Consider the following 25,507-nt stretch of genomic DNA (forward strand, 5'->3'; position numbering starts at 1 on the left):
TAAGTGAATTGGAGCAGATTTTTAGAAAGACTAAATTGATGGAAATCTGCACCTGCGTTAAGAACGTTAATTATAAATAAGTGGATCATGGCAAAGAAGTATGTGCCAGAGGGAGCTTTTCTCGCCTGCGATAAGGGAACAAGCCCATCGACATTACGGGTTAGCTTTAATAAGAACACGACGATATACGCCGTACCAATGGCGACCGAAGCGGATAAGCTACCGTTCTTTCACCTCAAGCCAATGGGGCTTTGTACCTGTCCAGCGAAATGGGCTACAGGTGTAACCTGCATTCCAACAACATTGCAATGGGATAACCCGAAAGACGGTGTAAAGATAAATGGGAACAGGATGCTTCTTGAAGATTCGACCTGTAATTGCATTTTTGGCGGTAAGATCAGTATATTCTTTGATCGTGCATCTGCTGTTGCTTATGGGATCGGCGAGGGTAAAATGCCCAGCGAATATATAAAAGAGGGATTTGACTGGCTCGAACAAAAAACAAAAGAAAATAGGGCAGAACGGGATAAAATGATTCCAGATTGGATGAAGCCTATTACTGGTGCTAAGGATTGGTTTGATGATCTAGGCACAGGTTTAGTGGAGGGGGCAGTGAACGGGGTCGTCGGACTGGGAGAAGTTATCTATCAGGTGGGACAAGATCCTGTCGGTACTGCCGAAGCTTTGGGCGGAATAGTAAAAGAGGGGTATGAGGCAACTACAAAAGGACTAAACGAGGCATACAAATGGAGTACGACACCCGGGAATCTCGAAAATGCAGCAAATTCTACATGGGATTGGGCTTCGAAAGAAGAAAATTGGGATAAACTCGGAAATGATATTGTCAAGGGAGCTCAGGATACTGGCGAATGGATCGCTAAAAATCCGAGAAAAATCGGAAATACGGTAGGTGAATTTATTCCGGATGCCGTGGCTGCTGTATACACAGCTGGAGGTTCACTAGCTGCTACTGCTGGTAAAACGGCACTTAAAGAAGGTGCAGAAGTCGTTGTTGAGAAGACTGTTAAGGAAGTTGCAGAGGCTGGTGCAGAAAAACTAGGGAAGGAAGGATTGGAAGCTGGCGCCAAGAGGGGAATTGCTGAGACCTTAGAGCAGTTAGCTAAAAAAGAAAGTGATGATATTGCTGCCGTAGTCACAAAAGCTGCGCCCAAAAAGGCAAAACCACCTTTTAAAATTAGTAATAAACATGTAGGAAATCCGGACTTAGAGGCTGAGTTTAAAAGACAGTTAAAAGATCAGCAAGATGCCATCAATAAAATGAAAACTAAGGAATGGTTACAAAACCGTGAGGATTTTGCAAGTAGGAATAAAACAGATTACGCTAAGAAAACTAAAGAGGCAAGAGATAATTATAGGCAACAAGAAATTGCTCGGAGAACAGAGGATAATATTATTAATAAAGGTATGACTCCCCAAGTGGCTGAGGAAGCTGCACAAAAATCAATGAAGGGGCAGGCTGCATTACACAATCCGGATGGGATAGCTGGTGGAAAAGCTGATCAAATTACAGGAATGGGAGATGGAAGAGTAAATTCCTCGATTGGTAGTCAATGGGATAAGGGGCGAGCTCAGTCAATTGAAGATCAATTAAAAAAAGATTTTGGGATTCCCCCCAAAAAAATCAGTGATATTCCCGATGATGAGATTATGAACGTAGATTTGTTTTAAATTTGAACACTAATATAAATAAAATGGAAAGATTAACTTTTGAAGAAAGAAACAGAGACAGTTATATTAAACAAGAGAATGTACCATCTGGAATTGTAGAAAAATACACGGGAGTACTACCGGATGAACTTATAGCTATTTGGAAAACTATGGGATTTGGTATTTTTGAAAATGGATTTATTCAATTAATAAATCCCGATGAGTACGAATTTGCATTTGAGTATATTGATAAGCTTTTAGAACCATCCATCATTTTTGGCTATACTGCAATGGGCGATTTGTTATTATGGGAAGGAAATAAGGGTTGGACAATTTCTGCGGATGAAGGGAACAGGGTTAAGATAATAAACATCAGGAAATGTAAGAGTCGTGCATTAAATTCTTTTAAAGGAACAGTTGATGCCTTTTTGGATGAATATTTTATTTCTCATAAGGACTATTTTGATTCTAAGGATTATTTAGAGGCAAGAGAAACGTTGCCAAAACTTGAATATGGCCAGTGTTATGGATATGTCCCAGCATTATCGTTAGGTGGTAAGGCTTCAAACAAAAATCTACAGGTTGTGGACACAAAGTCCTACATTGAAATAGTTGGTCAGTCTGTCGGTAAGATTATTGATTTAGGATAATTTACTAGATCAAAAGGCTATTACAATTAGCTAAAGCCAACAATTTATAATACTGAAAGCCGCAAGCAGTTCTAAAAATTGAAGCGATCGTACGGTGGCCGTATTTTTTGAAATGCTTGCACCGCTTCCCGCCAAAAGTCGGTTCCGACCCTAGAAGGAACCGACTTTTGGCCGCCGGCATATTTAACTGCCGACCGGTAAGGGCATAAGAATTTCCTCTACGAAATAACCCTGCTCGGGAGCACTTGAGCTGTCGGCAACGCATATAATTTCTTCACCGTTGCTCAGTGTGATATGAAGGTTTGAACGTGTCATAATATTAATTTTGATAGGTTAAGATTTCCTGTATCAATTTCAGGTCGAACTCAGATGTTCTGAAATAGACATCCTCGAATGCCTGATAACGAGCCATTCCATTGGAATGAACGAGCAGTACATCACTCTTTACAACCCCCTTTTGATTGCACAGCTTTTCAATTTCCTGCGCATCAGCTTCCACAAACGTCAGTTCATTTTCACCAAACCACTTTTCATAAAAAGGAATGTGTGTGGGATTATGAATCAGGAACCGAACTGTATGGTCTTTTCGTGCGATATAGCCCAGAATCGGGTTGATACCGAGCATTTCTACAAGTTCCATTGTTTCTTTAGTCTTGGTCATCCAGTCAGGAGTGAGGTTTACGATAGCTATTTCAAAATTGTACCGCCCTATCTCACTATAGACCTTAAGAAATAGAAATTCAGTTATTTTTGCTGTTGGTTTCATACCATAGATTTTAAATCGATCATGACAAGTTTACTGTCTCCAAACAGGCAATAAATTGCATATTTTAGCTTTTTACTGCATTCAGGCTGTTCCGTAAAATGAATCAGGGCATTTATGCTGAACAGGGCATCGTAGCCATCAAATAACTGGTCCCTGAATGTCCTTGGATTTCTATACAGTCTTGTACCATTGCTTGAACAAATACGTGTACAGTTCTCCACTAACCTGTACCAAAATTCTGCGGTTATCAGCCCGTCAGTCCATTGTGAATAGACATATGCTTTTTTTACGGTGTATAGGTCTGCTTCCTGTTTGATGAAGTCCGTTAATTGCTTCAGATCTTCGGGAAATAACTGTGCGAGCAGGTAGGCTCTATCTATGTTTGACATCTTATCTAGTGCTTTCATTGGGATAAAGTTTTAAAAAGTGGCAGTGCTAACCACTGCCACTTGTGGATTTTTGATTAATTGAACTGGAAAATATCTGCTCCCACCTTTTCAAAAGAAGTACAGAGGTCAAATGCTTTTTGGCTTTTAAGCTGTGCAGTACCACCCAGCACAATACTTTGTAATTTGGCTTCCGAATCCCTGTAGTTCCGTACGTTCTGAAAATATCCGGTAACAGCGTTATAGGCTCCGAATAATGTTCCCTTTGTAGTTTCAAGCTGTTGGGTATCGTTGATCATGGCGTATGCGAATGCATCTTCAACGGTATTTTTGAACATCGTGGAGAGTTCATCGTCCGCACCCTTTTTCAGTAGGTCAAAAGTTTCCTTATTGGGGCAAAGGGCGAGCTGAATAAGTTTGCGGATTTCGCTGTCTTTCACTTTGACCTTAGTCCAGTTATTGAAAATGCCGTCCAGTTGCATGGTCATGGTGTTTGCTAGTCCCATCACTTTATGGGCATCGTTCAGCCGTTGTTTTGCGCCTGCCGTATGTTTGATGCGTACGACGTTGCTCATATTACGGAGTGATGCATTGAGCGTATTTTGGCATACGATGCGGATAGGGGTAAAAGCTGCTGTAATGCTTCCGCTTCCGTCGTGGGAGGTTGTCAGGAAGATATACTTTTCAATTACATCGTCGGAATTACCGATACGGATATAGTTCGGAAGTTTTGCGGTAATAAAAATACGTTCGCCCAGACCGAGTGCGCCAGCTGTTTCGTACTGGATACCACTGCCACCTCCTACAATTGAATCGAAAAATGTAAAGGCGTCCTTATTCTGCACGATATGATAATCCTTACCCACAACGCCAAGTACGGTATTGTTATCCGTGCGTACATTGGCAAAGTAATTTGGTACTTCAATTTCGGTGTCCTGTATAACAATACCCTCCGAGATTTGTACGATTCCGGAGCCTTTTGTAAATAGGGGGCTTTTTTCGACTTCATAGTCCAACCCTGCATGTCTGATTGCTTGTGCGCTGGTAGGGTAGTCCTGAACAATTTGCCCAAGGCCGTGCCATGCTTTTTCTTTTACACTGAAAAATGAATATTTACCTGTCCTGTTGTTGAAATTTAAATTATGTCCCATGATTTCTATTTTTTAGCGGGTTAAAATGAATTGAATTTTGTTAAGTGAGTTGATTAAAAAGGGAGGTCGTCATTGCCGTCCCCTGTAGCAGTCCTGCCATTTTCTGATTCTGTACTGTCCTGCAAGGGATCATCATTCTTTGCGCTTCTAGCGAGCGGTTTAATGGTGGCGGTGTGAAAATTTAGCCCTGCCTTTGCTGTACCGTCTTGTGATTTCCACGCCCTGACACTGATCTGTCCTGACAGTTCGACCAGTAGCCCTTTTTGGAGCCATGTCACGGCTTTTGCTGTTCGCCAGTAGGCACAATCAACATATGCGGTATGTTCTACACGCTGTCCGTCCTTTTTGTAGCTGTCATTAACAGCAATGGAGAAGTTTACGACCTCTTTCCCTGTTGTTGTTTTGCTGACTTTTGCGTCTGCTGTCAGCCTTCCTGTGATGTTCATAACTTTCTGTTTTAGTTGTTGTACAATCCTGTTACGTTTGTTCCCTTTCCAGTCCTGCTGAGGCTCGGCCCCAAATCATTTTTTCAAAAGAAAAAACAGGAAAAAAAAGAAAGTCAATCCGTACATAGGGGAATTGCGGCAAGGCAAAAGGAAACGGAATAAAGGAAGGGAGCGTGCGACGGCATGTGTTTATGCCGTAGTCTTTTGCGGACTGCGGGCTGGATGCCCTGTGTACTTTTGAATGTCTTTTTCGACTGTTCTTTTGATAAAACTGATTTTCCTAATCTTATATTTCTCTAAAGATTTGTGCGTTCAAAAGCAATGTTATTTTATAGGGAATTGAAAGATGATTGGTGGTGCAACGGCAAGGTAAGCAGCTTTCAATTTGCTATATGAGGGCTGCCGAAAGCTCTTTTACGCGCGGGCTTAGAAATGGAGTAAATGTGCTTTGGCCCTTGGATGGAAAGAAAATATAACCGAAAACTCGGTCCAACGAGAGATTTATCCTGCGTGAGGGATGGAAACGGAATCCTTTTGCTTGCCAGTAGATATAGTGGATAGCACGACCGATCCGTTCAGTCCGGGTCCAATGTTGGCGAACCGTTTGGGCACGCCATATCAGGGGATTATCCTTAACTTCTTTTTTATTCGTTAAAAAAGATACACAAATCATAATATTCCTTGCCTTGTGAAAATATTTCAATGTGCTCGGGACAATTTCATTTTTCAACCGTCATATATGTAGATATAAAAAAACTATTTAAAAGACGATGAAAAAATTATTACCTTCTAGCTTTGTTTATGCTTGTGTTTGGGTTCCAGAGCTGTAAAAAAGATCATGTCAACACTTTTGGCGAGGAAGAAAGTCCAAATCTTTCCCTTAAAGCAGCATTTGACCAGCAGTATGCTAAAAGTGGTTTTAAATCAAAGGAAAGAAGTTTCAATAAGAACTTCAGAACGGAGATCCTTTGGAATAATGTAACCTACAGAACGGCAGATACCGCAATTGTAAAAGTAAAACTACTTGATGACGTAAAAATTTATACGAACGATTCAATTCCGGTACGGCTTGATGAAAATTTAATTGTCAAAGCGATAAAAAACTCTAAAGGAGAATGGATATTTGTGAAAGTCATGTATCTTCCGGAATATGGGAAGAATTTGCCAACTGGTTTCACAGGCCGAATAATTTCTGAAGGCTATTTTGATGATAATTACGTGGTCACCAAATACCTCGGCGGGCAAGGGTATTTTGCGACCTTCAATTCAGGTAATACGTGGTTTAATCACAAACTTAACGCAAAGTTGAAAGCAGGCGGACTACCGGGAGATGATCCTTTATGTCAGCCAGAGGAAGATGGTGGCACCGTAACCGGTTATGTTGAGGGTGAGGTGAATGTTGTCTGGCAAAGACCAACAACAACACCTGCGGTATGTACCGATGATCCTCTTCCCACGGGTGGTGGAACTGGAGGTGGCGGAATTCCTAAGGACATTAATGCACTTACAGCTGCAGAGGCTGAAATGCTAGCAAAATTGGAAGGTGCATACAAAACCCGAATGAGCCCAGAGGAAATTGCTATTTATGATAAAATGCCGATGCACGATAGATTATCTTATTTATTGAATGCTAAGGATGCTGAAGTTAAGGCGGAACAGCATTTTCCCAATGATTTAAGAAATGGAAAAGGAGATGCATTTAGGCATGCCTTCTTCTCGGCCTTGAATAGAACGAGATTCGGAATTGACCAAGCTAAGCTATTGGGTGATGCTCACGAAAATACCCCGCAACATCCATTGAACAAACAAATGGATCTCCACAATAATGAAGTTGGAAGAGCGTACGATGTATACATGACTGCGAATACTGCGGAGGTATATGTGTTGGATATGATGAAGACAGGCAAACTCGTATATTTGGGACCATTGGGTATTAACAATGATCTTATTCCAGTCACAAAATTAATTCCCAGTAATCAATAAGCGATATGAGAACATCTTTTTTAATTTTATTTTTTAGTATACTATTTTTTGCCTGTAGCTATAATAACCGAGGCTCTTTTGTTATAGACGATTTTAGTAGAGATACAACCATTCTAGCAAAAACAAACAGCCACTCTCCAACAACATTGTGGCTATATATTAAAGGTTCAACAAACGATACGATCATCATAAACGACGTAAAGTGGAAAGTAAATGCAGGAAAAATTGATTCCCTTCAACTGGATCACTATACGCCTGAGTTGGCAATAAAAATCGAACATTATAAAGCTACCTCAGGGAAGATTGAAGTTGATTATTATGTACCATAGTATTAAAGTTTCCTACCGTATTTCCTTAATGAGGAGCAGCGTATTTTTTTTTAGTTATGTTGACATTGTAGAAAAATGTTTTTAAATTAGATTTGTAAACAATATTTGCTCGACCGAGCATACTTTTCATAAAATAGGTTAATAATATGGCTAGAACACCCGACGACCCCCAATCTTCGGGTGTTTTATTTATCAACTGCCATAGGATTTTGAAGTAAGCTACTTAGTATTGGAAAGTGTCCAATGCATTATATGAGCTAAGGTTGAACTTAAATTGTAACCTTTTTGTTGTAGCCGTACTCTATTCTTTTACAAGCAAGAGTTTAACCTTTAAAAAGAATACAATGGAAACTACACAATTCAAACAAAATGTCCAACCTGTTTTTAATGTTTTAAAATTCACCTTTACCATAGTTCCGGTGGTAGCTGGACTGGACAAGTTCGCCAACATTCTTTGTGATTGGGCGCAATATATAAATCCTTCGATCCTTGGAATTTTGCCTTTTTCCGGCACAATATTCATGATGATTGTTGGAGTCATTGAAATTATTGCCGGAATTTTAGTGTTTGTAAAACCAAAGGTTGGTGGTTTAATCGTGTCAGCATGGCTAACGCTGATCGCATTGACCTTATTGGCTGGCTGGAATTTTGCAGATGTTGCAGTAAGGGATTTAGTAATGGCTATTTCGGTTTTTTCCATGGCAAGATTAGCTTCAACTGTTGACAATAAGTAAATGAAAACAAAAGAGACAAATACGGATGCGGAAATAATTGAAAAGGTGCTAAATAAAGAAACGGCTATTTTTGAATTGATTATCCGACGCAATAATCCATATCTCTACAGGATTGGAAGAATGTACAACTTCAGTCATGAAGATACACAGGATCTTATGCAGGAAACTTATATTGAAGCATTTACACATCTCCATCAATTTGAAGGCAGATCTTCTTTCCGTACCTGGATTTCCAAAATAATGCTGCATCAATGTTATCGTAAAACCCAAAAATGGTATTCAAACCATATGGAATCCATAGAAAATAATAATCCGGCTATGGAAAATCTTCATAACACCGAAACATCCAACCATGTGATGAACAGAGAATTAAATTCAGTCATTGAAAAAAGCCTACTCAATATCCCCGAAGATTATAGAACGGTTTTTACCTTACGCGAGGTCAGTGGCCTAAGTGTACAGGAAACAGCAGAGGTTTTAGAAATCAGTGAAAATAATGTGAAAGTCCGTGTTAACAGGGCTAAGGTATATTTGCGAAAAGAAATCGAGAAATTTTATGTTAAGGAGGATATTTTTGAATTTAATCTGATCTACTGTGATGCTATGGTATCCCGCGTATTGAGCAGAATTGACGAAATATAGTTTTAAATCCAATGAATTGAAAGTAAAGGGAGCCAGTTAGCATACCAGCTCCGCTTTTCATTTGAATAGAATGACCGGTATTTGACTTAAAATGATAATTAAGATTAAAAAAAGAAGTAAGACCACCACTGTAATTTTTTCTTTATTTACCCATCTAAGAAAGAATATAGATAACAAAATAAACAGTAGTGATAAGAAAAAAATCACGGCAATACTCTGACTAATTATTAGCGCAGTATCTGGTTGCACATTCCAGATTACAGCAAGGCTGTTCTTGTCAAAAGAGGATTCATAAAAACCCGTTTTAAAAATTCTTCTGGTAAATACATTCGCGCCCGCATATATAAATGGAAGTGAGAGGAGTACACTGAGCACATAAACAATATAATAATATATTTTCATTCGATCTTGGATTTAAAGTACGCTAGTAACATTGGTATTGAGAATCTGCATAGGCTGCCGTCCCTCAACGACTTCTTTTAACCTTGCCCAGTCAGGACGGAGTATCTGCGGTCCCAGCTGCAGCTGCCTCGTGACTGACAAGCAGGATCGCCTTGGTTAAAAAAGGACGCCTTTTAAGGACTTCCTGACAAGGGCACTCTGACCACGCATCTTTAGTGAATTTTTAAGATTACCTCAATCTTAGCTGATTCAGCTTCGGTGACATCATTGTTTTCGTTGAGAATGTTCTCGTATTGCCGACAGGCACAATACAGAGTAAAAGCAGTGGTACCAGTACATACTGAACGCTTCTGCAATTCAAATTTTTAATTTCCTTTTCATAAAAATCATTTGGTTTTTTTAATGACTTACAATATATACGAATGAACAAGAAAATTGTTTTAATCAGCATAAAATATTTATCTCGTTATATTTTTATTGTATGGCATCCCCCGGTGTTATGCCTAAAGTTTTAATCTATGTTCCTCCAAACAATATCATATCTATTTAGATTGACCTGCTTCCAGGGGTTGTACAGTGTATTTTCATTACATGGCAACAGCCGGGAGCTCAGCATGAAAAAATAGTATGACATCTTTAATAATTTACGCGTGTGGTAAAACCTTTTCAGATCGACCATTGTGTTATAGCTATAGAATAGTATTCGCCAAACGGCTTAATTTTTGCAATTTTTTTAATCACCAAAATATTAATCCTTAATACATCAAATCATGGCAGACAACAAAAAGAAACAAGGAAAATCCGACCGTAACAAGGTAAGCGGATCAGAGAACTACGAAATCCAATATTTTAAAGAGAAAATGGGAGTCTCCTCACAAGCCGTTACCGGTGCGATTCGTGCGACAGGCTCCAATGACCGTAAGGTGCTTGAAAAATATCTAAAAGAGCGTCACGGAAAGTAAAGCTTTCCTAACTCACAATTTAAATTTAAAATTTAGACTATGGGCTTATCTAAATATCGCGAAAAGCGGTCAGCAGAAAAGACCCCTGAACCCTTCGGCGGCAAGCCGAACGGAAAGGAGTTACGTTTCGTTGTGCAAAAGCATGACGCGTCGCATTTACATTATGATTTCCGATTGGAAATGGATGGCGTTTTGAAAAGCTGGGCGGTTCCAAAAGGGCCATCTTTGGACCCTGAGATCAAACGTCTTGCCATGATGGTCGAGGACCATCCGTATGATTACCGTACTTTTGAAGGCATCATCCCTAAAGGACAGTACGGTGGAGGCACCGTCATCGTTTGGGATGAGGGAACCTATGAAGCCGCTGATTTTGAAGGTGGAGACATTGCCAAGATGGAAAAGAACCTGCTCCATCAGCTATATTCTGGTAAGATCAAGTTTACACTGAAAGGCAGTAAGCTTAAGGGAGAGTTTGTTCTCGTCAAGGCACATGGTCGTGGCGAGAATGGTTGGTTGCTTTTTAAGCTTGATGACAAATATGCCACTAAGGACGACGTAACGACCAAAGATAAATCGGTTATCTCTAAAAAGACCATTGCCCAGATGGAAAAATCGCCGGACAGGGTGTATGGCAAGAACATCATTAAGAAAGATACCACAGTAAAGGATAAAAAGTCCACCGCGAAAGAGGCTGCGGAAATTATATCAGATCAGTTAGAGGCGGTTCCAACAGACGGACCCAAAGCATCAAAAAAAGTTACTGACCTTCTAAAGAAGGCTCCAAAACAGGCTTTTTACACGAGTATTGAGCCAATGCTTGCTACCCTTGTTGATAAGCCATTTGATGATGACGAATGGATTTATGAGGTAAAATGGGATGGCTATCGAGCGGTCGCCTTTATGAAGGGTGGTAAGGTAGAAGTCAAGTCGCGCAATGACAAGAGCTTTAATGAAAAGTTTTATCCGATTTACGATACCTTGAAAGATATGAATGTTGATGCCATCATCGATGGTGAAGTGGTGGTACTCGGGAAAAACGGGACTGCGAACTTCGGTTCACTACAGAATTGGCGGAGCGAAGCCGACGGCGACCTGGTTTATTACGTATTTGACATTTTATGGTACAAAGGGAAGGATCTTACTGAATTACCGCTTTGTGAGCGTAAGGCGATCTTGAAAGAAATCCTGCCACAAAGCAACAGTATACTGATAAGTGAACACTTCGAGACTTCCGGCATTGCCTTTTTAGAAGAGGCGAAAAAGCTTGGTCTGGAAGGAATTATGGCAAAACGCAAGGACAGTATCTACCACACCCATAGCCGGTCACATGACTGGCTGAAAATAAAAGCCAATAAACGTCAGGAAGTCGTTATAGGAGGCTACACGCTTAATGATGACTCTTCTAAGCTTTTTAGTAGTATCCTCGTGGGCGTTTATGAAGGAAAAAAACTGGTCTATACCGGTAAAGTTGGCACAGGATTCAACGAAAAGGTCCAAAAAGAAATGATGGCGCAATTTAAGCCATTGATAACAAAAAAGGTACCCTTTGCCGAAGAACCAGATGTCAATAAACCATCGCGTTTCAGACCCAATCCACCACATGCGATCGTAACATGGCTTAAACCTGAACTTGTCTGTGAAGTGAGCTTTGCCGAAATGACCAGCGATGGCGTAATGCGGCATCCCTCATTTGACGGCATGCGGGAAGACAAAAGCGCTAAAAAAGTAGTCCTTGAAAATGAAGAGCCAACCGAGGAGATTGTAGAGGAGGATAATTCGAGCCTTGTACATTCGCGAGCAGACAGTGGCCGTAAGACCTTGCTGAACCCCAAGGACAAGACGCAGGTCAGAAAAATCAATAAGCACGAACTTAAGTTTACCAACCTGGACAAGATTTTCTGGCCCAAGGAAAAGATCACTAAAAGGGACTTGATCAACTATTACTATCAGGCAGCGCCATTTATCTTACCTTATTTAAAAGGCCGGCCACAGAGCATGAACCGTTTCCCGAATGGCATAGAAGATGAAGGTTTTTATTTTAAAAATGTCACCGATACAGCACCGGACTGGGCAGAAACTTATCTTTACCATAGTGAGTCCGACGAAAAAGATCGACATTATCTAGTCGGAAAAGATGAAGCAACATTATTATATATGGCAAATCTTGGCTGCATCGAGATGAATCCCTGGAACAGCACGGTCAAAAAGCCTGACCATCCGACCTATTGCATCATCGATCTCGATCCTGACAAAAATTCTTTTGACCAGGTCATTGAGGCAGCTCAGCTAACTAAGCAGATACTGGATGACATGGGTGTACCAAGCTATTGCAAAACCAGTGGTTCAACAGGGCTGCATATCTACATACCGTTGGGAAACAAATATACCTATGAACAGTGCAAGGAATTTGCACGGGTTATTGTAACGCTGGTGCATCGCGAGATTCCAGACTACACGAGCCTTGAACGTGCTATTAAGGATAGAAAAGGAAAAATGTATCTGGATTTTTTGCAGAACAGACCGCATGCGACTATTGCTTCGGTATATTCTGTGCGTCCAAAACCAGGAGCTACAGTATCCATGCCACTGCATTGGGATGAGGTTAAAAAAGGATTGAAAATGACTGATTTCCATATTTTTAATGCGATAGAACGCATGAACAGTGAGGGCGATATTTTTAAACCTGTTTTAGGAAAAGGGATTGATCTTAAAAAGGTAATTGAAAAGTACGGCGTTAAATAAAATAATGATTTTTGTAAAGATTACCACGATGTTAGCTGAAAACAGCTCACATTAAAATGATAGCCTTTTTCAAAATTTTACTCCATCAACAAGTCACGTGTTTAGGAAGTGTGGTAATTGCTAATAGAATTTATTTCTTAATTTTTTTATTAATAAATGGCCAACAATAAAAAATCAATTTACAGCGCTCTTGCAGCTAATCTGCTCATTGCATTAACAAAATTTATCGCAGGAGGCTTTACAAACAGTTCTTCGATGATCTCCGAGGGGATACATTCAACAGTGGATACCACGAACCAGTTGTTGCTTTTATATGGGTTGAAAAGGAGTAAAAGAGTAGCTGACCAGTCCCATCCTTTCGGATATGGCAAAGAGCTCTACTTTTGGTCTTTTATAGTATCTATCTTAATATTTGGGTTAGGGGGCGCTTTGTCCATCTATCAAGGAATTTCTCACATTATCGAGCCAGAATTGATGAAGGATCCATTTTGGAACTATATTGTATTGTTCCTTTCTCTCATTTTTGAGGGAACTTCTTTGTTTATCGCTGTAAAAGAATTTGATAAAGTCCGCAATGGTCTTGGCTGGTGGGACGCCATTATAAAAAGCAAAGATCCCTCGAGTTTCCTTGTTGTTTTTGAAGACGGTGCGGCCGTAGCAGGGTTGATCATTGTAATGATATTGATGTGGTTGAGCCACACGCTGCAAATTCCAGAATTAGATGGACTTGCGTCAGTAATTGTTGGATTGCTGCTCGTTTTTGTTTCGTTTATCCTGGCAAGAGAAAGCCGGAGCTTACTGATGGGGGAGGGCATAGCGCCAGAAACAAGAGAAAAAATTGCTCAACTGGCAGAAAAGGACGTTGCAGTTGTGAAAACAAAAAACATCCTGTCAACTTATCAGTCGCCGGAGGAAGTCGTATTGATGCTCATTATTGATTTTGAAGAAAATCTTGATACCGAAGAAATCACTGAGGCAATACGTCGGATCCGCACAGATATAAAGAATGAATTCAAACTTGTTCATTTTGTGATTATACAGCCTGAATAAATTGGAACCAATCTGTCAACGCAAAATATAGCTATACAGTGGTAAAACTTTCATAATCGAAAAAAACTATAGAATAAAATACCGAATAATTATTTTAGGACCAGCAATTATGAACTCGCGTAAACATGCACAAAAAGAAAGATAAGTTTTGATATAATTAACTTATTCGGAGTTTCTGACACTTAAGTCACATCACCCGCGATGGTCTAACTATTGCATTTAAAATGACATATTTTCACTAAGGACCTATTCATTGTATAACCATATCAAATAACAAAAATATGATCATCGATGAGAATTTATTGCTCCAAAAAGGAGCTATGATAGAAGATTATCCTGCAAAGGAGATTATTTTTCAGGCTGGAGATGCCCCACATTTTTATTTCCAGATCATGCGGGGAACAGTGGAACTGAACAATTACCATGAGGATGGCAAGGAGTTCACATTGAACATACTCAGGGAGGGCCAGAGCGTGGGAGAGTCATTACTTTTCAGTGACAACAAATACCCAATGAATGCAGTTACAAGAACTGACTGTAAGATCCTAAAATTAAAGAAATCTGATTTTCTCGCGCTGGTAAGTGAAAACCAGAGCGTCATGTTCGATATTTTCAAAAACCTTTCAGATCGACTATATTACAAATATGTCATGCTATTCAATAATTCTGCAATGGAGCCCTGTACAAAAATTAGGTCTTTAATAGACTATTATAAGAAATGCTCGCATTTACATGACCGGTATGCTTATCAAGTGCCATTAACTAGGCAACAGATTGCTAACCTGACGGGTCTTCGGGTCGAGACAGTAATCCGTGCGGTAAAAAAAATGGAGAGTGATAATCTCCTTAAACTTGAAGGACGACAGATTATGTATTAGATAACTTATGACAATGAAACTGAAAATTTGACAGCAATTCTGAAAAAATATCACATAATCACGTTTGGTATTTTTCTTGTATGTTTTTAATTACAGCTGGCCAGCTGTAGTGTTTTTAAATGATTGTTAAACTTATTTAAAAGGAGATTACTATGAATAGTCTAATGAAAAGAAATGGAAATAGCGATCTGAGCTTTCCAAATATCTTTGATGATTTTTTCGGTCGTGAACTTTTTAACTGGGGCAATAACAATTACTCATCCACCAGTACAACTGTACCATCCGTGAATATCAAAGAAAACGGAGATGCCTATGAGGTTCAGGTAGCTGCACCGGGAATGGAAAAAAATGATTTTGAGATTAAGCTGGACGGAAATCTGCTCACTATTTCTTCTATGAAACAGGACAGTAATGAGACAAATGAGGAAAACTATACGCGAAGAGAGTTCAGCTACCAATCTTTTCAGCGAAGCTTCGAGCTTCCAAAAGATGTTGTGGATCAGGACAACATTAATGCAACATATGATAATGGGCTGTTGATGCTTACCATCCCGAAGAAAGAGGATGCTAAACAAAAACCGCCTAGAAGGATCGAAATATCTTAACTAGTCCTGCTATAGAACAAAAAGATAGCCTTACTAAAGGCTATCTTTTTTGTTTTCAGCACTTCAGCCACTTAACTAATTCATATTTCAGCTCAATACAAACTAAACCAATTTTAGGTATAAGATTTTCCTTATAAACTTTTTTTTACCAATTTACTGATAAATGGTATCTTTATTATTTACTTTAATAATGGATGTATGGAAGGGCGCGAAAATTTGACTGCTGAAGAGGAAATCATATTACTCAAACAAAGAGTAGCTGAACTTTCCGATTTCATTGAGAATGCTTCTGTTCCGTTGCACTGGGTAGATAGCGATGGTATAATTATTTGGGCTAATCAAGAGGAGCTTGATCTACTTGGTTATACTAAAGATGAGTATCTAGGAGCTCCGATCAAGGATTTTCATGCTGATGCGAATACTATTGATGAAATACTTCGACGATTATCTAATTTTGAAACAATACGCGACTTTCCAGCCAAACTTAGATGTAAGGACGGTTCCGTCAAATATGTGAACATCAGTTCAAACGTACTATCGGAAAATGGGAAATTTATACATACAAGATGTATTAGCAAAGATGTGACTGCTACTGTTCTGGAGGAAAAACGTAAAAATAAATTGCTTACACTTTACCAAGAAAGTGAAGAGCGTCTAAGGTTAGCGATTGGCGCGACAGATTTAGGTATCTGGGATTGGGATTTCGAGACTGCGCAAATCGTTTTCTCCACAGAAGCCCAAAAAATTTTAGATTTAAAAACGAAAAAGCAGCATACCAAGGTTATTTTAAGTCATATCTTTCCAGCTGATCGTGAGTCGGTCAATCAGAGCATCAAAAAGCTAAAAAATGGTAAGAAGGATGATTATTTTGAATTTGCCTGTCGGTTCTTAAAATCGGACGGTACGATAGCTTGGATAAATGTACAGGGATCGACGTTTTGTAATGACAAAGGAAATCTACGTCGGATTATTGGGTGTGTCCTTGATATCACTGAAGCTAAGGAATCCAATGAAAAAAATGCAAAATTAGTGGCCATAGTCAATTCTTCCAATGATCCGATTATCGGCAAGACCATATCCGGAATAATAACAAGCTGGAATAATGCCGCTGAACAGACATTTGGTTTCCAGGCAGAAGAGATGGTCGGCAAGCCAATTTTAGATATAATACCACCAGACCATCACTTGGAAGAAAACCTTATTTTAGAAAAACTTCGGTCCGGAGAGGCCTTAAAGAACTTCGAAACCAAACGGTTAACGAAAGATGGAAAACATTTAGATGTTTCTTTAACAATCTCGCCGATAAAGGATCAACATGGTGAAATTATTGGACTATCTACAATAGCACGGGACATATCTGCAAAAAAAGAAGAGGAGAGTAAAAAAAATGCATTTGTATCTATGGTGAGCCACGAGCTCAGAACTCCGCTTACTTCAATTCTTTTGTGGGCACAGGTAATCCAAAGGCGTCATATAAATGACACCGGAAGTTTATGCGGTCCGATGGCTTCAAAAATCGAAGGTCAAGCCAACCGGATGAATAATATGATAAAGGATTTTTTAAGTCTGGCCAGACTTGAGGAAGGTAAGATCGAGATGCATCAACAACAATTTGGAGTTGCTAAGCTTTTTGAAGAAATTAAAGACGAAGCACAATATATTAGTGAATCTCACCAAATAACAATAGTGTGCGATCCTTCCTATCAAACTTTTGCCGACCGTGATAAAATCTGGCAGGTTCTGATCAATCTGATAAGTAACGCGATAAAATATTCGTCGACTAAAAGTTCTATTATTCTGGGGTGTGAAGCGCAGAATGCAAGAAAATTACGGTTTTACGTACAAGATCATGGCGTCGGGATTACTGAGGAAGACCAACAGAAACTTTTCAAACGCTTTTTTAGAGTTGAAAGCGCGGAGCTGGCAAATATTTCTGGCTTTGGAATCGGCCTATTTATTGTTTCTGAAATTCTGAAAGGCCACAATTCCAAAATAGAAGTTCATAGCAAACTAGGTGAAGGCTCTACCTTCCAATTTTTTTTAAATCATGAACGGTCTAATGAAATTTCAAATTATATCGTAAAATAAATATGTATTAGCTTAATAAGAATATTTGAAACTATTTAGTGGGACGACAATTAAGCATTGGAAAACTTTATTTTGCTATTCCATCATTGCTAATAAAAACGTTTTAAATCAAAGCCATGCTTTAATGCTAATTCATAATAAGATACGTTCGGGATTTCGTTAATTGCCCGATAGATTTCTTCCTGCACTAATGGTAAACTTCTCATATCTGAGAACCTGAAATAATTATCCATTATATCATCTTTATCTACTATTAAGTCTTTTCTATTAGAAATGTCTAAGGTGGCTATTTCTAAATAATATGTGTTACCCAAAGTTGGGAAAATTTTAATGTTATCGTAAGCATATTCAGTAGATAGATTGGTTTTTATGGCTAATTCTCCAACCGTAAAAAAGCAGGTATTCTCAACGTTTTTTAAAGTTTCCGGGAAAGAGACTGTTTCAGGAACAACCATTAAGTGATCAATAATCTGTATATCTTGTTTTAGCAGATCGCGTTTTAATATAAAAGTTGAACATATTGCCGGCTCATAATTATTTGTAGCTAATTCACTAGAAATATATTTGTAAGTTTCAACCAGTACGCATTCCTGGTGCCAATCTAAATAATTATATATTTGTCCGCTTCCATCATATTGGTCTTTTACGTCAAATAAAAGTCTTCCAAAATAATATTCTGTTGAGTTTTCGATTTTAATCGCGAAAACATCACCTACTTTAATATTCTTTTTCATTGTTTAGCAAGGATTACTAAATTTTTATATTTATCAAATTAAGGTTTAGTCATTCATTTCTTCTGATCTTTACACTATTTTGAATTTTACTATTATAATGAAAAAGATCTTCTATATCCCAGACAACTCTTTTTTGGCGAATTTTACTCATGGTTTAATTAACCAATAAGATCATAAAGTTAGAAAAATCCGCAGGTATTAACACGATCCCAACATAACAAACAACCAGAATAACAGAATGTTTAATATAAACTATGTACCTAGCAGCATAGTTTAATAGCATCCAGCCTAAATATAATTGCGTTCAATTCGTCTTTGCAGGGCACTTTCAGCTACAATTTTTTTCTGGCTTAATTCGCTGATCTCATCCTGTAATTGTAAGAGACGCTGATCGGATTCTCATGCATCGCCTTGCTGTTGATTTAGTCAAGCTTTTTTTTAATTGAATCATTTCTAAACTAATCGACTCTTGCTCTGTGATGGCATATTCCTCGGTCTGCTTAACGGAATAATGACCCATCATTTCTTTAACGATATGAATAGGGACTCCATTTTTTAGCGTAATTGTACTATCAAACGTTCCTCGTGCTTTGTGTGTGTTCAAGGTATCTGGCAATTCACATAACACAGTTTCAAAAGAAAAAAAAGGAAAAAAAGAAAGTAATGAGTGACGTAGGACATGGCCGCAAAAGGAAACGGAATAAAGGATGGACTTGGGCGGCTGCCTGTGTTTATGCCGTAATCTTTTGCGCTGGTGGTTGAGCGGTCCCAAGTATTTTTACTTCCCTTTTTATCCTTTTCTTTTTGGGAAATTGATGCACAATCTTTAAAGCAGAAAAACACACAGATATGAGAAATCACAGAGATACTAGAAAAATCATAGAGAAATGTGCGAAGTAAGTTCAATAGGGGATTGGCAAATGGAGTAGGGCAAAAGCAATGGATTACCATTTTTCCAATCTTCTATTCTGGGAAGCATAAAGCTCTTTTAGTTTGTTGGCAACGGTGAGAGGGTAAATGTGCTTTGCCTGTTTTGGAAAAGAGGGAATACAACTATTTAAAAGAAGGATTTTTTAAAAGGGATTACATTGCATGATTGATTGGAGGGGCATTCATTTGTCTTGGCGACAGATATAGCTGAAAGCACAACCGATCTGTAGTACTGGGTTCCTAGTTCAGGTCGTATCGAGTATGCCACCGAATAATGTCTGAAAAATTAGATCAGATGATGAATCAGTGTAGACTGTAGAATACGGAAACCCGTAATAGAGAATCAAACGTTTTATGTAAAATTGAACGATGTTTTATATTTGTTTTTGGTGATGATCTGCAAAAAGTTAAATTTTATAAAGCGACATTTATTGTCGTTCTGTTGCCCTAAGTTTGAATAACAAAAATTAATTGCGGGCTTTTCTAAAAAAACGTAGATTGCAAATGCCATGAGATAAAAGTGAACTTGGGAATAAGAAATCGTGTTATTAAATTGAACAATTATTTATTAGTATTGTCTATTCTTCACGTCTTCAAATATTCTTGGCACCTCAATAAAAAGTGTTAGAAAATAAATAGATTCTTTTATGAGTACGGATGCTACACCAAGTTGGTCGGGATATATTTTTCAAGGAGAAGTTGCGTTATGCAGAGCAGTTGAAATTATTAATTCTTGTGGGGACGACATTCCAGCCCACTACTGTTTAAGATTAGAACAGGATGAAGATTTCTCTATTAAAACCAATGTATTGGAAGTTTTTCAGGTTAAGGCATATCTAGGTAAAGATGCCGATAAACTTAATAAATATAGAGATGTTATTTCGGAGCTAATAGACAAGTACCATTACTCTAAAACCGTAAAAAAAGATCCTACGGATGGACGGAAAAGGATTGAATTCTACAGCCTGAACAAAAGAAAAAGACCTATTTATTGCTCCCTAATTACAGATAAGGAAATAGTGGATTATGAGCAAGATCATTCGTCTTTTAATAAACGTTATCAAGCTATTGAATTTGATAAATTTGCTGTTATCCATGGTGTTTACAAGTTAGAGAATATCTCAGATAAGATTGACACAGAAATAAACAAACTCCTTGCAACAAGTGCTGTCCACCAGGAAGATGTTGCATTAAAAAGGAATTTCTGTCTCAATAATATTGTCAACCTCATCAAAGAACGCCACCGGACAAAACAAGTTAAGTCGGTTCCGCTTCGAGAAATCAAGAATTGGATTGAAAAGCCAGATGTCGTACTGAATAGCGATATTTTTTGGCTTACGGTTGTAAAGTCATTTTTAAAGGTACTTTCAGAACCTATGGCAATTTATGATCTTTCCAACCCAAATGAAGCTCGGTACCTTGCAAAGTTGCAAGAATGCTGTGAGAACTTGGATCTCATAGGATTTGACGGTGTAAAAAAATTGATAAGGGAGAGGATTAATGCACATAAGGCCACGACCGACCGCAATTTCCGTGAAGATTTAGCATTATATATGGATGCTGGTATTATTCATAGTATAATTACAAAAGCTATTGAAGGAATTGATATTCCTCCAAACTATAAGGATCTTGCTTTTGAGCACAGCGATAAGAAGTATCAATTATCTCTAATAAGCTCTAATATTAGTGATCCGCCGACCAGTTTTGATAAAATTAAACTTCAGGGCTATTTTAAAAACATACAGGAAAATAACCTCAGTAATGTTGATTATATTATTACAGAACAAATAACATATGATAGAAGTAAAGTGACAGATCTTAGAAGGAATATAACTGATGTTCCCGATACGTTTTTAGATTCCTCCATTGATATTACAAATCCCATCAAGAATTATGGACTCAAAAAATTGTCTGAAACGATAAATGACCTAAATTCATGAAAGATCTTATAGAACAAATCGCAATTGCAAGTGAGTTACGAACAATGCAAATAACTGACAACAAGTTAAATCCAACTTTATTTTATTTTGAAGACAGAGATGATTTCTATATTTTAATCTGCGCGCCATATAACATATTATTACATCACCTTGATGTAGAGGAGGAAATTAGCAATTTAGATTATGGGATAAATGCATATTTAGACACTATTAAAGGTTATGAACAAATGAAAGCATTTGGAAGTATAGTTGACTTTAATTTATCAAGCATTATTGTGGTAGAATTGGATACACTAGAAGATGAAAATATACTGAGAAATGTCCATAAAATAGAGGAGAATTACAAGATTGCAAAAAAATATATTTTACCATATCTCAATTCTGATCTTGAAAAGCTAACTTCTGAAATTGCCAAAACCTCATATGAAAATTTGCCTCAGAAATTAAACAGTGCAGCCTTGCACAATAGTGCGCTTATTAATATTAAGGAGGAAAGCTGGTATCAGCTCCTCATGAATCTTTTTATTAAAATCCCTTTCCTGAACTATCAGAGCGGTAGTTTTGGTCTGACAACGATTTCAAACTTGTTTGAAGGAGGATTATCGGATCAGGAGAAGAGTCTACTTGAGATCATTGCTGGTAATTATGAAGTAAATATGGATATAGAATCTTTTGTAGCGCAATTTCAAATAGACAATAATGAATAAATTTAAAATATCAAATCTTTACATTAAGAATTTTAAGTGTATTACGGAAGCCGACTTTAACTTTGATGGTAAGCATCTTGTAGTCTATGATGGTCCCAATGGTTATGGAAAAACGACATGTTTTGAAGCCATTGAAATTCTGTTTGCGGGAAACCCAAGAAAGTCAAAAACTTCGTTTGTAGATAAAAGGTATAAATTTAGGGATAGCCCAATCCATAAATACAATGAACAAGAAATTATTATATCAGCTGTCTTAACAGATAATGATGGAAACACTATAAAAATAAAACGTGTATTTCCTACGGCAAGCAGCAGTTCTTCAGCTGATAATAATTTTGGTAAGATTTTTACGCTGTCAAAATTATATGTTAACGATAATCAAGAACCTGCAGCGATAGAAGATGTTGAAGCGATGCTCCAATTCGAAAATGTTGAATCATTATTCAACTTACTAAACTACGTGGAGCAAGACGAGAATACATATTTTTTGAAGAGAGATCCCAAGAACAGATATAGTACACTTGAGTCTTTGTTGGGAGGGGAAGAGGAACGTTTACTTTTAGCAAAGGTCAATGATGCAAAAGATCAAATAAAAAAGAAGACGAAGGTCTATTCCGACGAAATCAGCTTATTGGAAAAAAACAACTTATCCGCAGTTACCAATACTTTATCGGATATTAAATATATTAAGCTAGTTAAAAACAAAGATTTTGAGTGGGATAGGGAAGAGGTGAAAAATACTGATCCGGACATACAGCAGCAGTACCTTTTGGAGCTTAACAAACTAGACTATCTAAGTGCCAACCGAGAAGAAGTTAAAAAAGTACTTGCAAATCATAGTATTTCCTACTTTATTAATACGAATGCCAGTGATCATCTTTTACGCTATTTCTGGTCAGTGAATAATTTTGGTTTATTAAAAATAGAAGATGAAAGAAAGAGGGAGATAAGAAATATAATCAAAAGAAATACAGGAATACTGGAATTCATAGAGAAGTTAGATTTTAAAAACCTCAGTGAAGAGGCGGAAATCGACTTTCTTTCTAAAAAGATAGGTTTAGTTGAATATATTCCGAGTTTTCGTAGCTCACTAAGAACAATTTTATCAATGGAGCGGAATCTTAGTGCTGACAATAGAATTCTTTCCGATCTGAAAGAAAAGAGAGCACAGCTTCTGCAAATAAACACACAGTATAGCGAAGTCATCCCTATTAAAGATAGCGAGTGTCCTACCTGCGGATACGATTGGCATTCCTCTTTGGAATTGATAAAACACATTGAAGATACTGAAACAAAAATTTTTGCTGGATATTTAGAAAATAATGCTGCATTTGAGCTTACAAAAAAGGATTTTACCGAATCCATATTAGATAAGGTATCAACTTATTTAATGACGGAACTTCAGTCGTTAGAAGTGGAAGTAAATAATCTTATTGATAATGGTTTTTTTGCTGAACTATTAGATTATGTTGGAAAACGTGAGGAATTTGAAGCTTTTGTAAACTTGTTTGAAAATAAAGTTAAAGAACAGATTTTAGATATAATTAATCATAGAACTTTAGAAGATATTGTATCGGCAAAGGATACTCTTCTCAAGCTAGTCAGTGAAAGCCGACCTACCATAGACGAGACAGTTGATCAGGCAGCAATAAGGAATGATTTTTCATATTTTTTTGGAAATAGTTTTAGTGAATTAGATGAGATATCTCCGGAAAATATCTCTGATAAACGAAAATATCTAAATTGGCGCTTTTATAATGCAATAAGCCATAATATTACTTTAAGAAAAAATAAAATTGAGAAATTAGATATTGCGTGGAAAAAATTGTACCAATTATCTCAGAGTATGGACGCTCAAATCAATATATATACAAATAGCATTGTTGAGAAGATCAAAATTCCATTTCATATTTATACCGGTAAGATCTTGCAGAATCATAGCCTTGGTTCTGGATTAAACATAGATTTTGAAATGGAAAAGAAAGATAAACAATTATATATTACGCCTTGTTATAAAGATCAGGAGGTAGCATTTACGTTAAGTTCAGGACAACTCTCTGCAACTGTAATTTCTCTCATGCTGGTCTTAAACAAAGTTTTTAATCAGTCACAATTGGGAATGATTTTTATTGATGATCCCTTGCAAACCTTAGATGAAATCAATGCACATTCACTTGTTGAATTATTAAAATACAATTTTGCTGACCAACAGATTGTCCTTTCTACGCATGAGGATAAATATTCCCGATTTTTAAGATATAAATTTGATAAGTTTGGCTTAAGTAATAAAAATATCAATATGAGGGATTGGCAGTAATTTTTCCCTCAGCATTTCTTCAAAAAGTTAAGCGGGATTATTAAAAGTCCATATTGGCGTACTATCATCTAATTTTTACCGTAAAGATTTAGACGATTTGACATTTTCTAAAAATGTTTATAAATTAGACTAATAAATATTTGCTCATTCGAGCAAACTTTTCATAAAATAGGTTAATAATATGGCTAGAACACCCGCTGACCCCAATCTTCGGGTGTTTTAATTATGCAACTATATCGACTATATCGGCCGACACAGTTAGTTTGTATTTATAGGCATTAAATTACGCTCAACAGCTTTCTTAGTTTATTTGATATTTTTATTTTTAACAGAAAAAAATATGTTGGATACAGAATACATTGAAAATCTCCTAAAGGGAAAGGAAGGATTAGAGTTTCAAAAATGTTGCGTGAATTATCTGAGAAAAAAATATGGCGGAGCATTTGAAGAAGCAGCTACTATGGGCCCACTTGGAGATGGGGGTAAAGATGGTTATGTTTTAGAAACTGGAGAATATTTTGCCATGTCAACATGGTCTGATAATATAGCAACCAAGATAAGGAATGACTTTAAAAATTGCATGGATAAAAACATAGAACTCAAAAAGTTCATCTTTGTTACCAATCGTAAAATAGGCCCTAAAGAATGTGATGCCATTGACCAATTAAAATTGCGCAACCCTAACATCAGAATTGAAACACTCAACCATAGAGATATTGCGCAGGGTTTGGTTAAATATCCCAAAAGAGAGGTTTTGGCGATACTTGGAAAGCCTGTACCTTACTTAGACGATAAAACTGTTTATTTTGAAGAATGTTCTGAGAAACAGAGAACCTTTACCCTTTGGGAATCCATCAAAGATTCTATGCATGTTTACTTGACGGGAGTAGTTTTTCTCACACTATTTTGTGTAACATTTTTGTACTTTAGATCAGACTGGGCGAAGACCATCTCCATTTTTGTACTTATGGGTCTGATGTGCGTATATATGCTTTTAAATATGAATAGCCTACGAAAGTATAAATATGCCCATAAAATTTTGTACCTATTGGTTACAGGTAGGCTTCAGGTGCAAAATGAAGTTTTGTTGGACGAAGTTACACACTTAACGATCAGACGAAACTCAGCCTGGAACTTTACGGTTAATCAGAGATCTATCAACTGTATAAAAAGGGGGTGTAACGGAAAAGTATTTTTGAACACACAGGAGGACGGATCGCTGATAGGAAGGTGTGAAAAGGATAAGATCAATCACACATATAGGGTTGATAATAATTTTTATGCTGAATTGCTGTGAAATAGCTTTCGCTAAACGAATATCTAAGTCAATATTAGAGCCATAAGATTTTAAGCATGGAGCATATTTCCTTAAGATCTGATCTGTGATCTTAAATAGG

At 37.5% G+C, this 25,507-nt stretch carries 22 protein-coding genes and 1 pseudogene; 16 read left to right on the forward strand and 7 right to left on the reverse strand.

Annotated features, from left to right (window positions below):
- Positions 1–87 precede the first annotated feature (87 nt).
- Together ACP3T3_RS20225 and ACP3T3_RS20230 are read left to right on the forward strand one after the other, a co-directional pair.
- Positions 88–1,689, forward strand: coding sequence for a polymorphic toxin type 15 domain-containing protein (locus tag ACP3T3_RS20225; protein ID WP_426477522.1), 1,602 nt, complete (start codon positions 88–90; stop codon positions 1,687–1,689).
- 23 nt (positions 1,690–1,712) lie between these two features.
- Positions 1,713–2,318, forward strand: a complete 606-nt coding sequence (locus ACP3T3_RS20230; RefSeq protein WP_426477523.1) for a GAD-like domain-containing protein — start codon at positions 1,713–1,715, stop codon at positions 2,316–2,318.
- Between the two features lie 183 nt (positions 2,319–2,501).
- Here the strand turns inward: ACP3T3_RS20230 and ACP3T3_RS20235 are convergent, their stop codons facing one another.
- Genes ACP3T3_RS20235 through ACP3T3_RS20255 form a run of 5 tightly spaced genes read right to left on the reverse strand, consistent with a single transcriptional unit; the run spans position 2,502 to position 5,067 of the window.
- Complete coding sequence (locus ACP3T3_RS20235; protein ID WP_426477524.1) at positions 2,502–2,633, reverse strand: hypothetical protein; 132 nt, start codon at positions 2,631–2,633, stop codon at positions 2,502–2,504.
- 4 nt (positions 2,634–2,637) lie between these two features.
- Entirely contained in the window at positions 2,638–3,084 is a 447-nt protein-coding gene (locus ACP3T3_RS20240) for a hypothetical protein (protein WP_426477525.1), read from the reverse strand.
- Positions 3,081–3,491 (reverse strand): hypothetical protein, encoded by a 411-nt coding sequence (locus ACP3T3_RS20245; protein WP_426477526.1) that lies wholly within the window; start codon positions 3,489–3,491, stop codon positions 3,081–3,083. Before ACP3T3_RS20245 ends, ACP3T3_RS20240 begins: the two co-directional genes overlap by 4 nt.
- A 56-nt stretch (positions 3,492–3,547) precedes the next feature.
- Entirely contained in the window at positions 3,548–4,621 is a 1,074-nt protein-coding gene (locus tag ACP3T3_RS20250; RefSeq protein WP_426477527.1) for a DUF932 domain-containing protein, read from the reverse strand.
- A 53-nt stretch (positions 4,622–4,674) separates the two neighbouring features.
- A complete protein-coding gene (locus ACP3T3_RS20255; RefSeq protein ID WP_426477528.1) occupies positions 4,675–5,067 on the reverse strand; it encodes a single-stranded DNA-binding protein in 393 nt (130 codons plus the stop codon).
- Between the two features lie 801 nt (positions 5,068–5,868).
- Here ACP3T3_RS20255 and ACP3T3_RS20260 point away from each other — a divergent pair.
- The 10 genes from ACP3T3_RS20260 (at position 5,869) to ACP3T3_RS20305 (ending at position 17,482) form a co-directional block, all read left to right on the forward strand.
- Positions 5,869–7,050 carry a DUF6973 domain-containing protein gene (locus tag ACP3T3_RS20260; RefSeq protein WP_426477529.1) on the forward strand — a complete coding sequence of 394 codons (1,182 nt, stop codon included), beginning with the start codon at positions 5,869–5,871 and terminating at the stop codon, positions 7,048–7,050.
- A gap of 5 nt (positions 7,051–7,055) precedes the next feature.
- Positions 7,056–7,379: a hypothetical protein gene (locus tag ACP3T3_RS20265; protein ID WP_426477530.1), complete on the forward strand. Its 324-nt coding sequence runs from the start codon at positions 7,056–7,058 to the stop codon at positions 7,377–7,379.
- A gap of 344 nt (positions 7,380–7,723) precedes the next feature.
- A complete protein-coding gene (locus ACP3T3_RS20270; RefSeq protein ID WP_426477531.1) occupies positions 7,724–8,113 on the forward strand; it encodes a hypothetical protein in 390 nt (129 codons plus the stop codon).
- Positions 8,114–8,755, forward strand: a complete 642-nt coding sequence (locus ACP3T3_RS20275; RefSeq protein ID WP_426477532.1) for a sigma-70 family RNA polymerase sigma factor — start codon at positions 8,114–8,116, stop codon at positions 8,753–8,755. It begins immediately after the preceding gene.
- A 1,172-nt stretch (positions 8,756–9,927) separates the two neighbouring features.
- Positions 9,928–10,119: a DUF3606 domain-containing protein gene (locus tag ACP3T3_RS20280; RefSeq protein WP_426477533.1), complete on the forward strand. Its 192-nt coding sequence runs from the start codon at positions 9,928–9,930 to the stop codon at positions 10,117–10,119.
- Between the two features lie 39 nt (positions 10,120–10,158).
- Positions 10,159–12,861, forward strand: a complete 2,703-nt coding sequence (gene ligD / locus ACP3T3_RS20285; RefSeq protein ID WP_426477534.1) for a DNA ligase D — start codon at positions 10,159–10,161, stop codon at positions 12,859–12,861.
- Positions 12,862–13,017: 156 nt separating this feature from the next.
- Positions 13,018–13,911 carry a cation diffusion facilitator family transporter gene (locus ACP3T3_RS20290; protein WP_426477535.1) on the forward strand — a complete coding sequence of 298 codons (894 nt, stop codon included), beginning with the start codon at positions 13,018–13,020 and terminating at the stop codon, positions 13,909–13,911.
- A gap of 281 nt (positions 13,912–14,192) precedes the next feature.
- The gene (locus ACP3T3_RS20295) at positions 14,193–14,789 is read left to right on the forward strand and encodes a Crp/Fnr family transcriptional regulator (protein ID WP_426477536.1); all 597 of its coding nucleotides are present in this window, start codon (positions 14,193–14,195) and stop codon (positions 14,787–14,789) included.
- A 152-nt stretch (positions 14,790–14,941) separates the two neighbouring features.
- On the forward strand, positions 14,942–15,394 hold the full coding sequence (locus tag ACP3T3_RS20300; RefSeq protein ID WP_426477537.1) for an Hsp20/alpha crystallin family protein: 453 nt from the start codon (positions 14,942–14,944) through the stop codon (positions 15,392–15,394).
- Positions 15,395–15,592: 198 nt separating this feature from the next.
- A complete protein-coding gene (locus ACP3T3_RS20305) occupies positions 15,593–17,482 on the forward strand; it encodes a PAS domain S-box protein (protein WP_426477538.1) in 1,890 nt (629 codons plus the stop codon).
- An 89-nt stretch (positions 17,483–17,571) separates the two neighbouring features.
- Here ACP3T3_RS20305 and ACP3T3_RS20310 read toward each other — a convergent pair whose 3' ends face one another.
- Together ACP3T3_RS20310 and ACP3T3_RS20315 are read right to left on the reverse strand one after the other, a co-directional pair.
- Positions 17,572–18,216, reverse strand: a complete 645-nt coding sequence (locus ACP3T3_RS20310; RefSeq protein WP_426477539.1) for an Imm26 family immunity protein — start codon at positions 18,214–18,216, stop codon at positions 17,572–17,574.
- 364 nt (positions 18,217–18,580) lie between these two features.
- Positions 18,581–18,841: pseudogene (locus ACP3T3_RS20315) on the reverse strand (site-specific integrase); the annotation flags it as partial.
- Between the two features lie 952 nt (positions 18,842–19,793).
- On the opposite strand from ACP3T3_RS20315, the gene ACP3T3_RS20320 reads away from it, so the two are divergent.
- The 4 genes from ACP3T3_RS20320 to ACP3T3_RS20335 all read left to right on the forward strand — a co-directional run bounded on the left by ACP3T3_RS20320 (position 19,794) and on the right by ACP3T3_RS20335 (position 25,407).
- Complete coding sequence (locus ACP3T3_RS20320; RefSeq protein ID WP_426477540.1) at positions 19,794–21,086, forward strand: hypothetical protein; 1,293 nt, start codon at positions 19,794–19,796, stop codon at positions 21,084–21,086.
- Positions 21,083–21,793, forward strand: a complete 711-nt coding sequence (locus ACP3T3_RS20325; protein WP_426477541.1) for an ABC-three component system middle component 1 — start codon at positions 21,083–21,085, stop codon at positions 21,791–21,793. The genes ACP3T3_RS20320 and ACP3T3_RS20325 overlap by 4 nt, the downstream gene beginning before the upstream one ends.
- Entirely contained in the window at positions 21,786–24,110 is a 2,325-nt protein-coding gene (locus ACP3T3_RS20330) for an AAA family ATPase (RefSeq protein WP_426477542.1), read from the forward strand. Before ACP3T3_RS20325 ends, ACP3T3_RS20330 begins: the two co-directional genes overlap by 8 nt.
- Before the next feature lie 340 nt (positions 24,111–24,450).
- On the forward strand, positions 24,451–25,407 hold the full coding sequence (locus tag ACP3T3_RS20335) for a hypothetical protein (protein ID WP_426477543.1): 957 nt from the start codon (positions 24,451–24,453) through the stop codon (positions 25,405–25,407).
- Positions 25,408–25,507: the final 100 nt, after the last annotated feature.

Origin of the sequence: Chryseobacterium sp. CBSDS_008, from assembly GCF_049959325.1 — a bacterium.
Classification (GTDB): Bacteria; Bacteroidota; Bacteroidia; order Flavobacteriales; family Weeksellaceae; genus Chryseobacterium.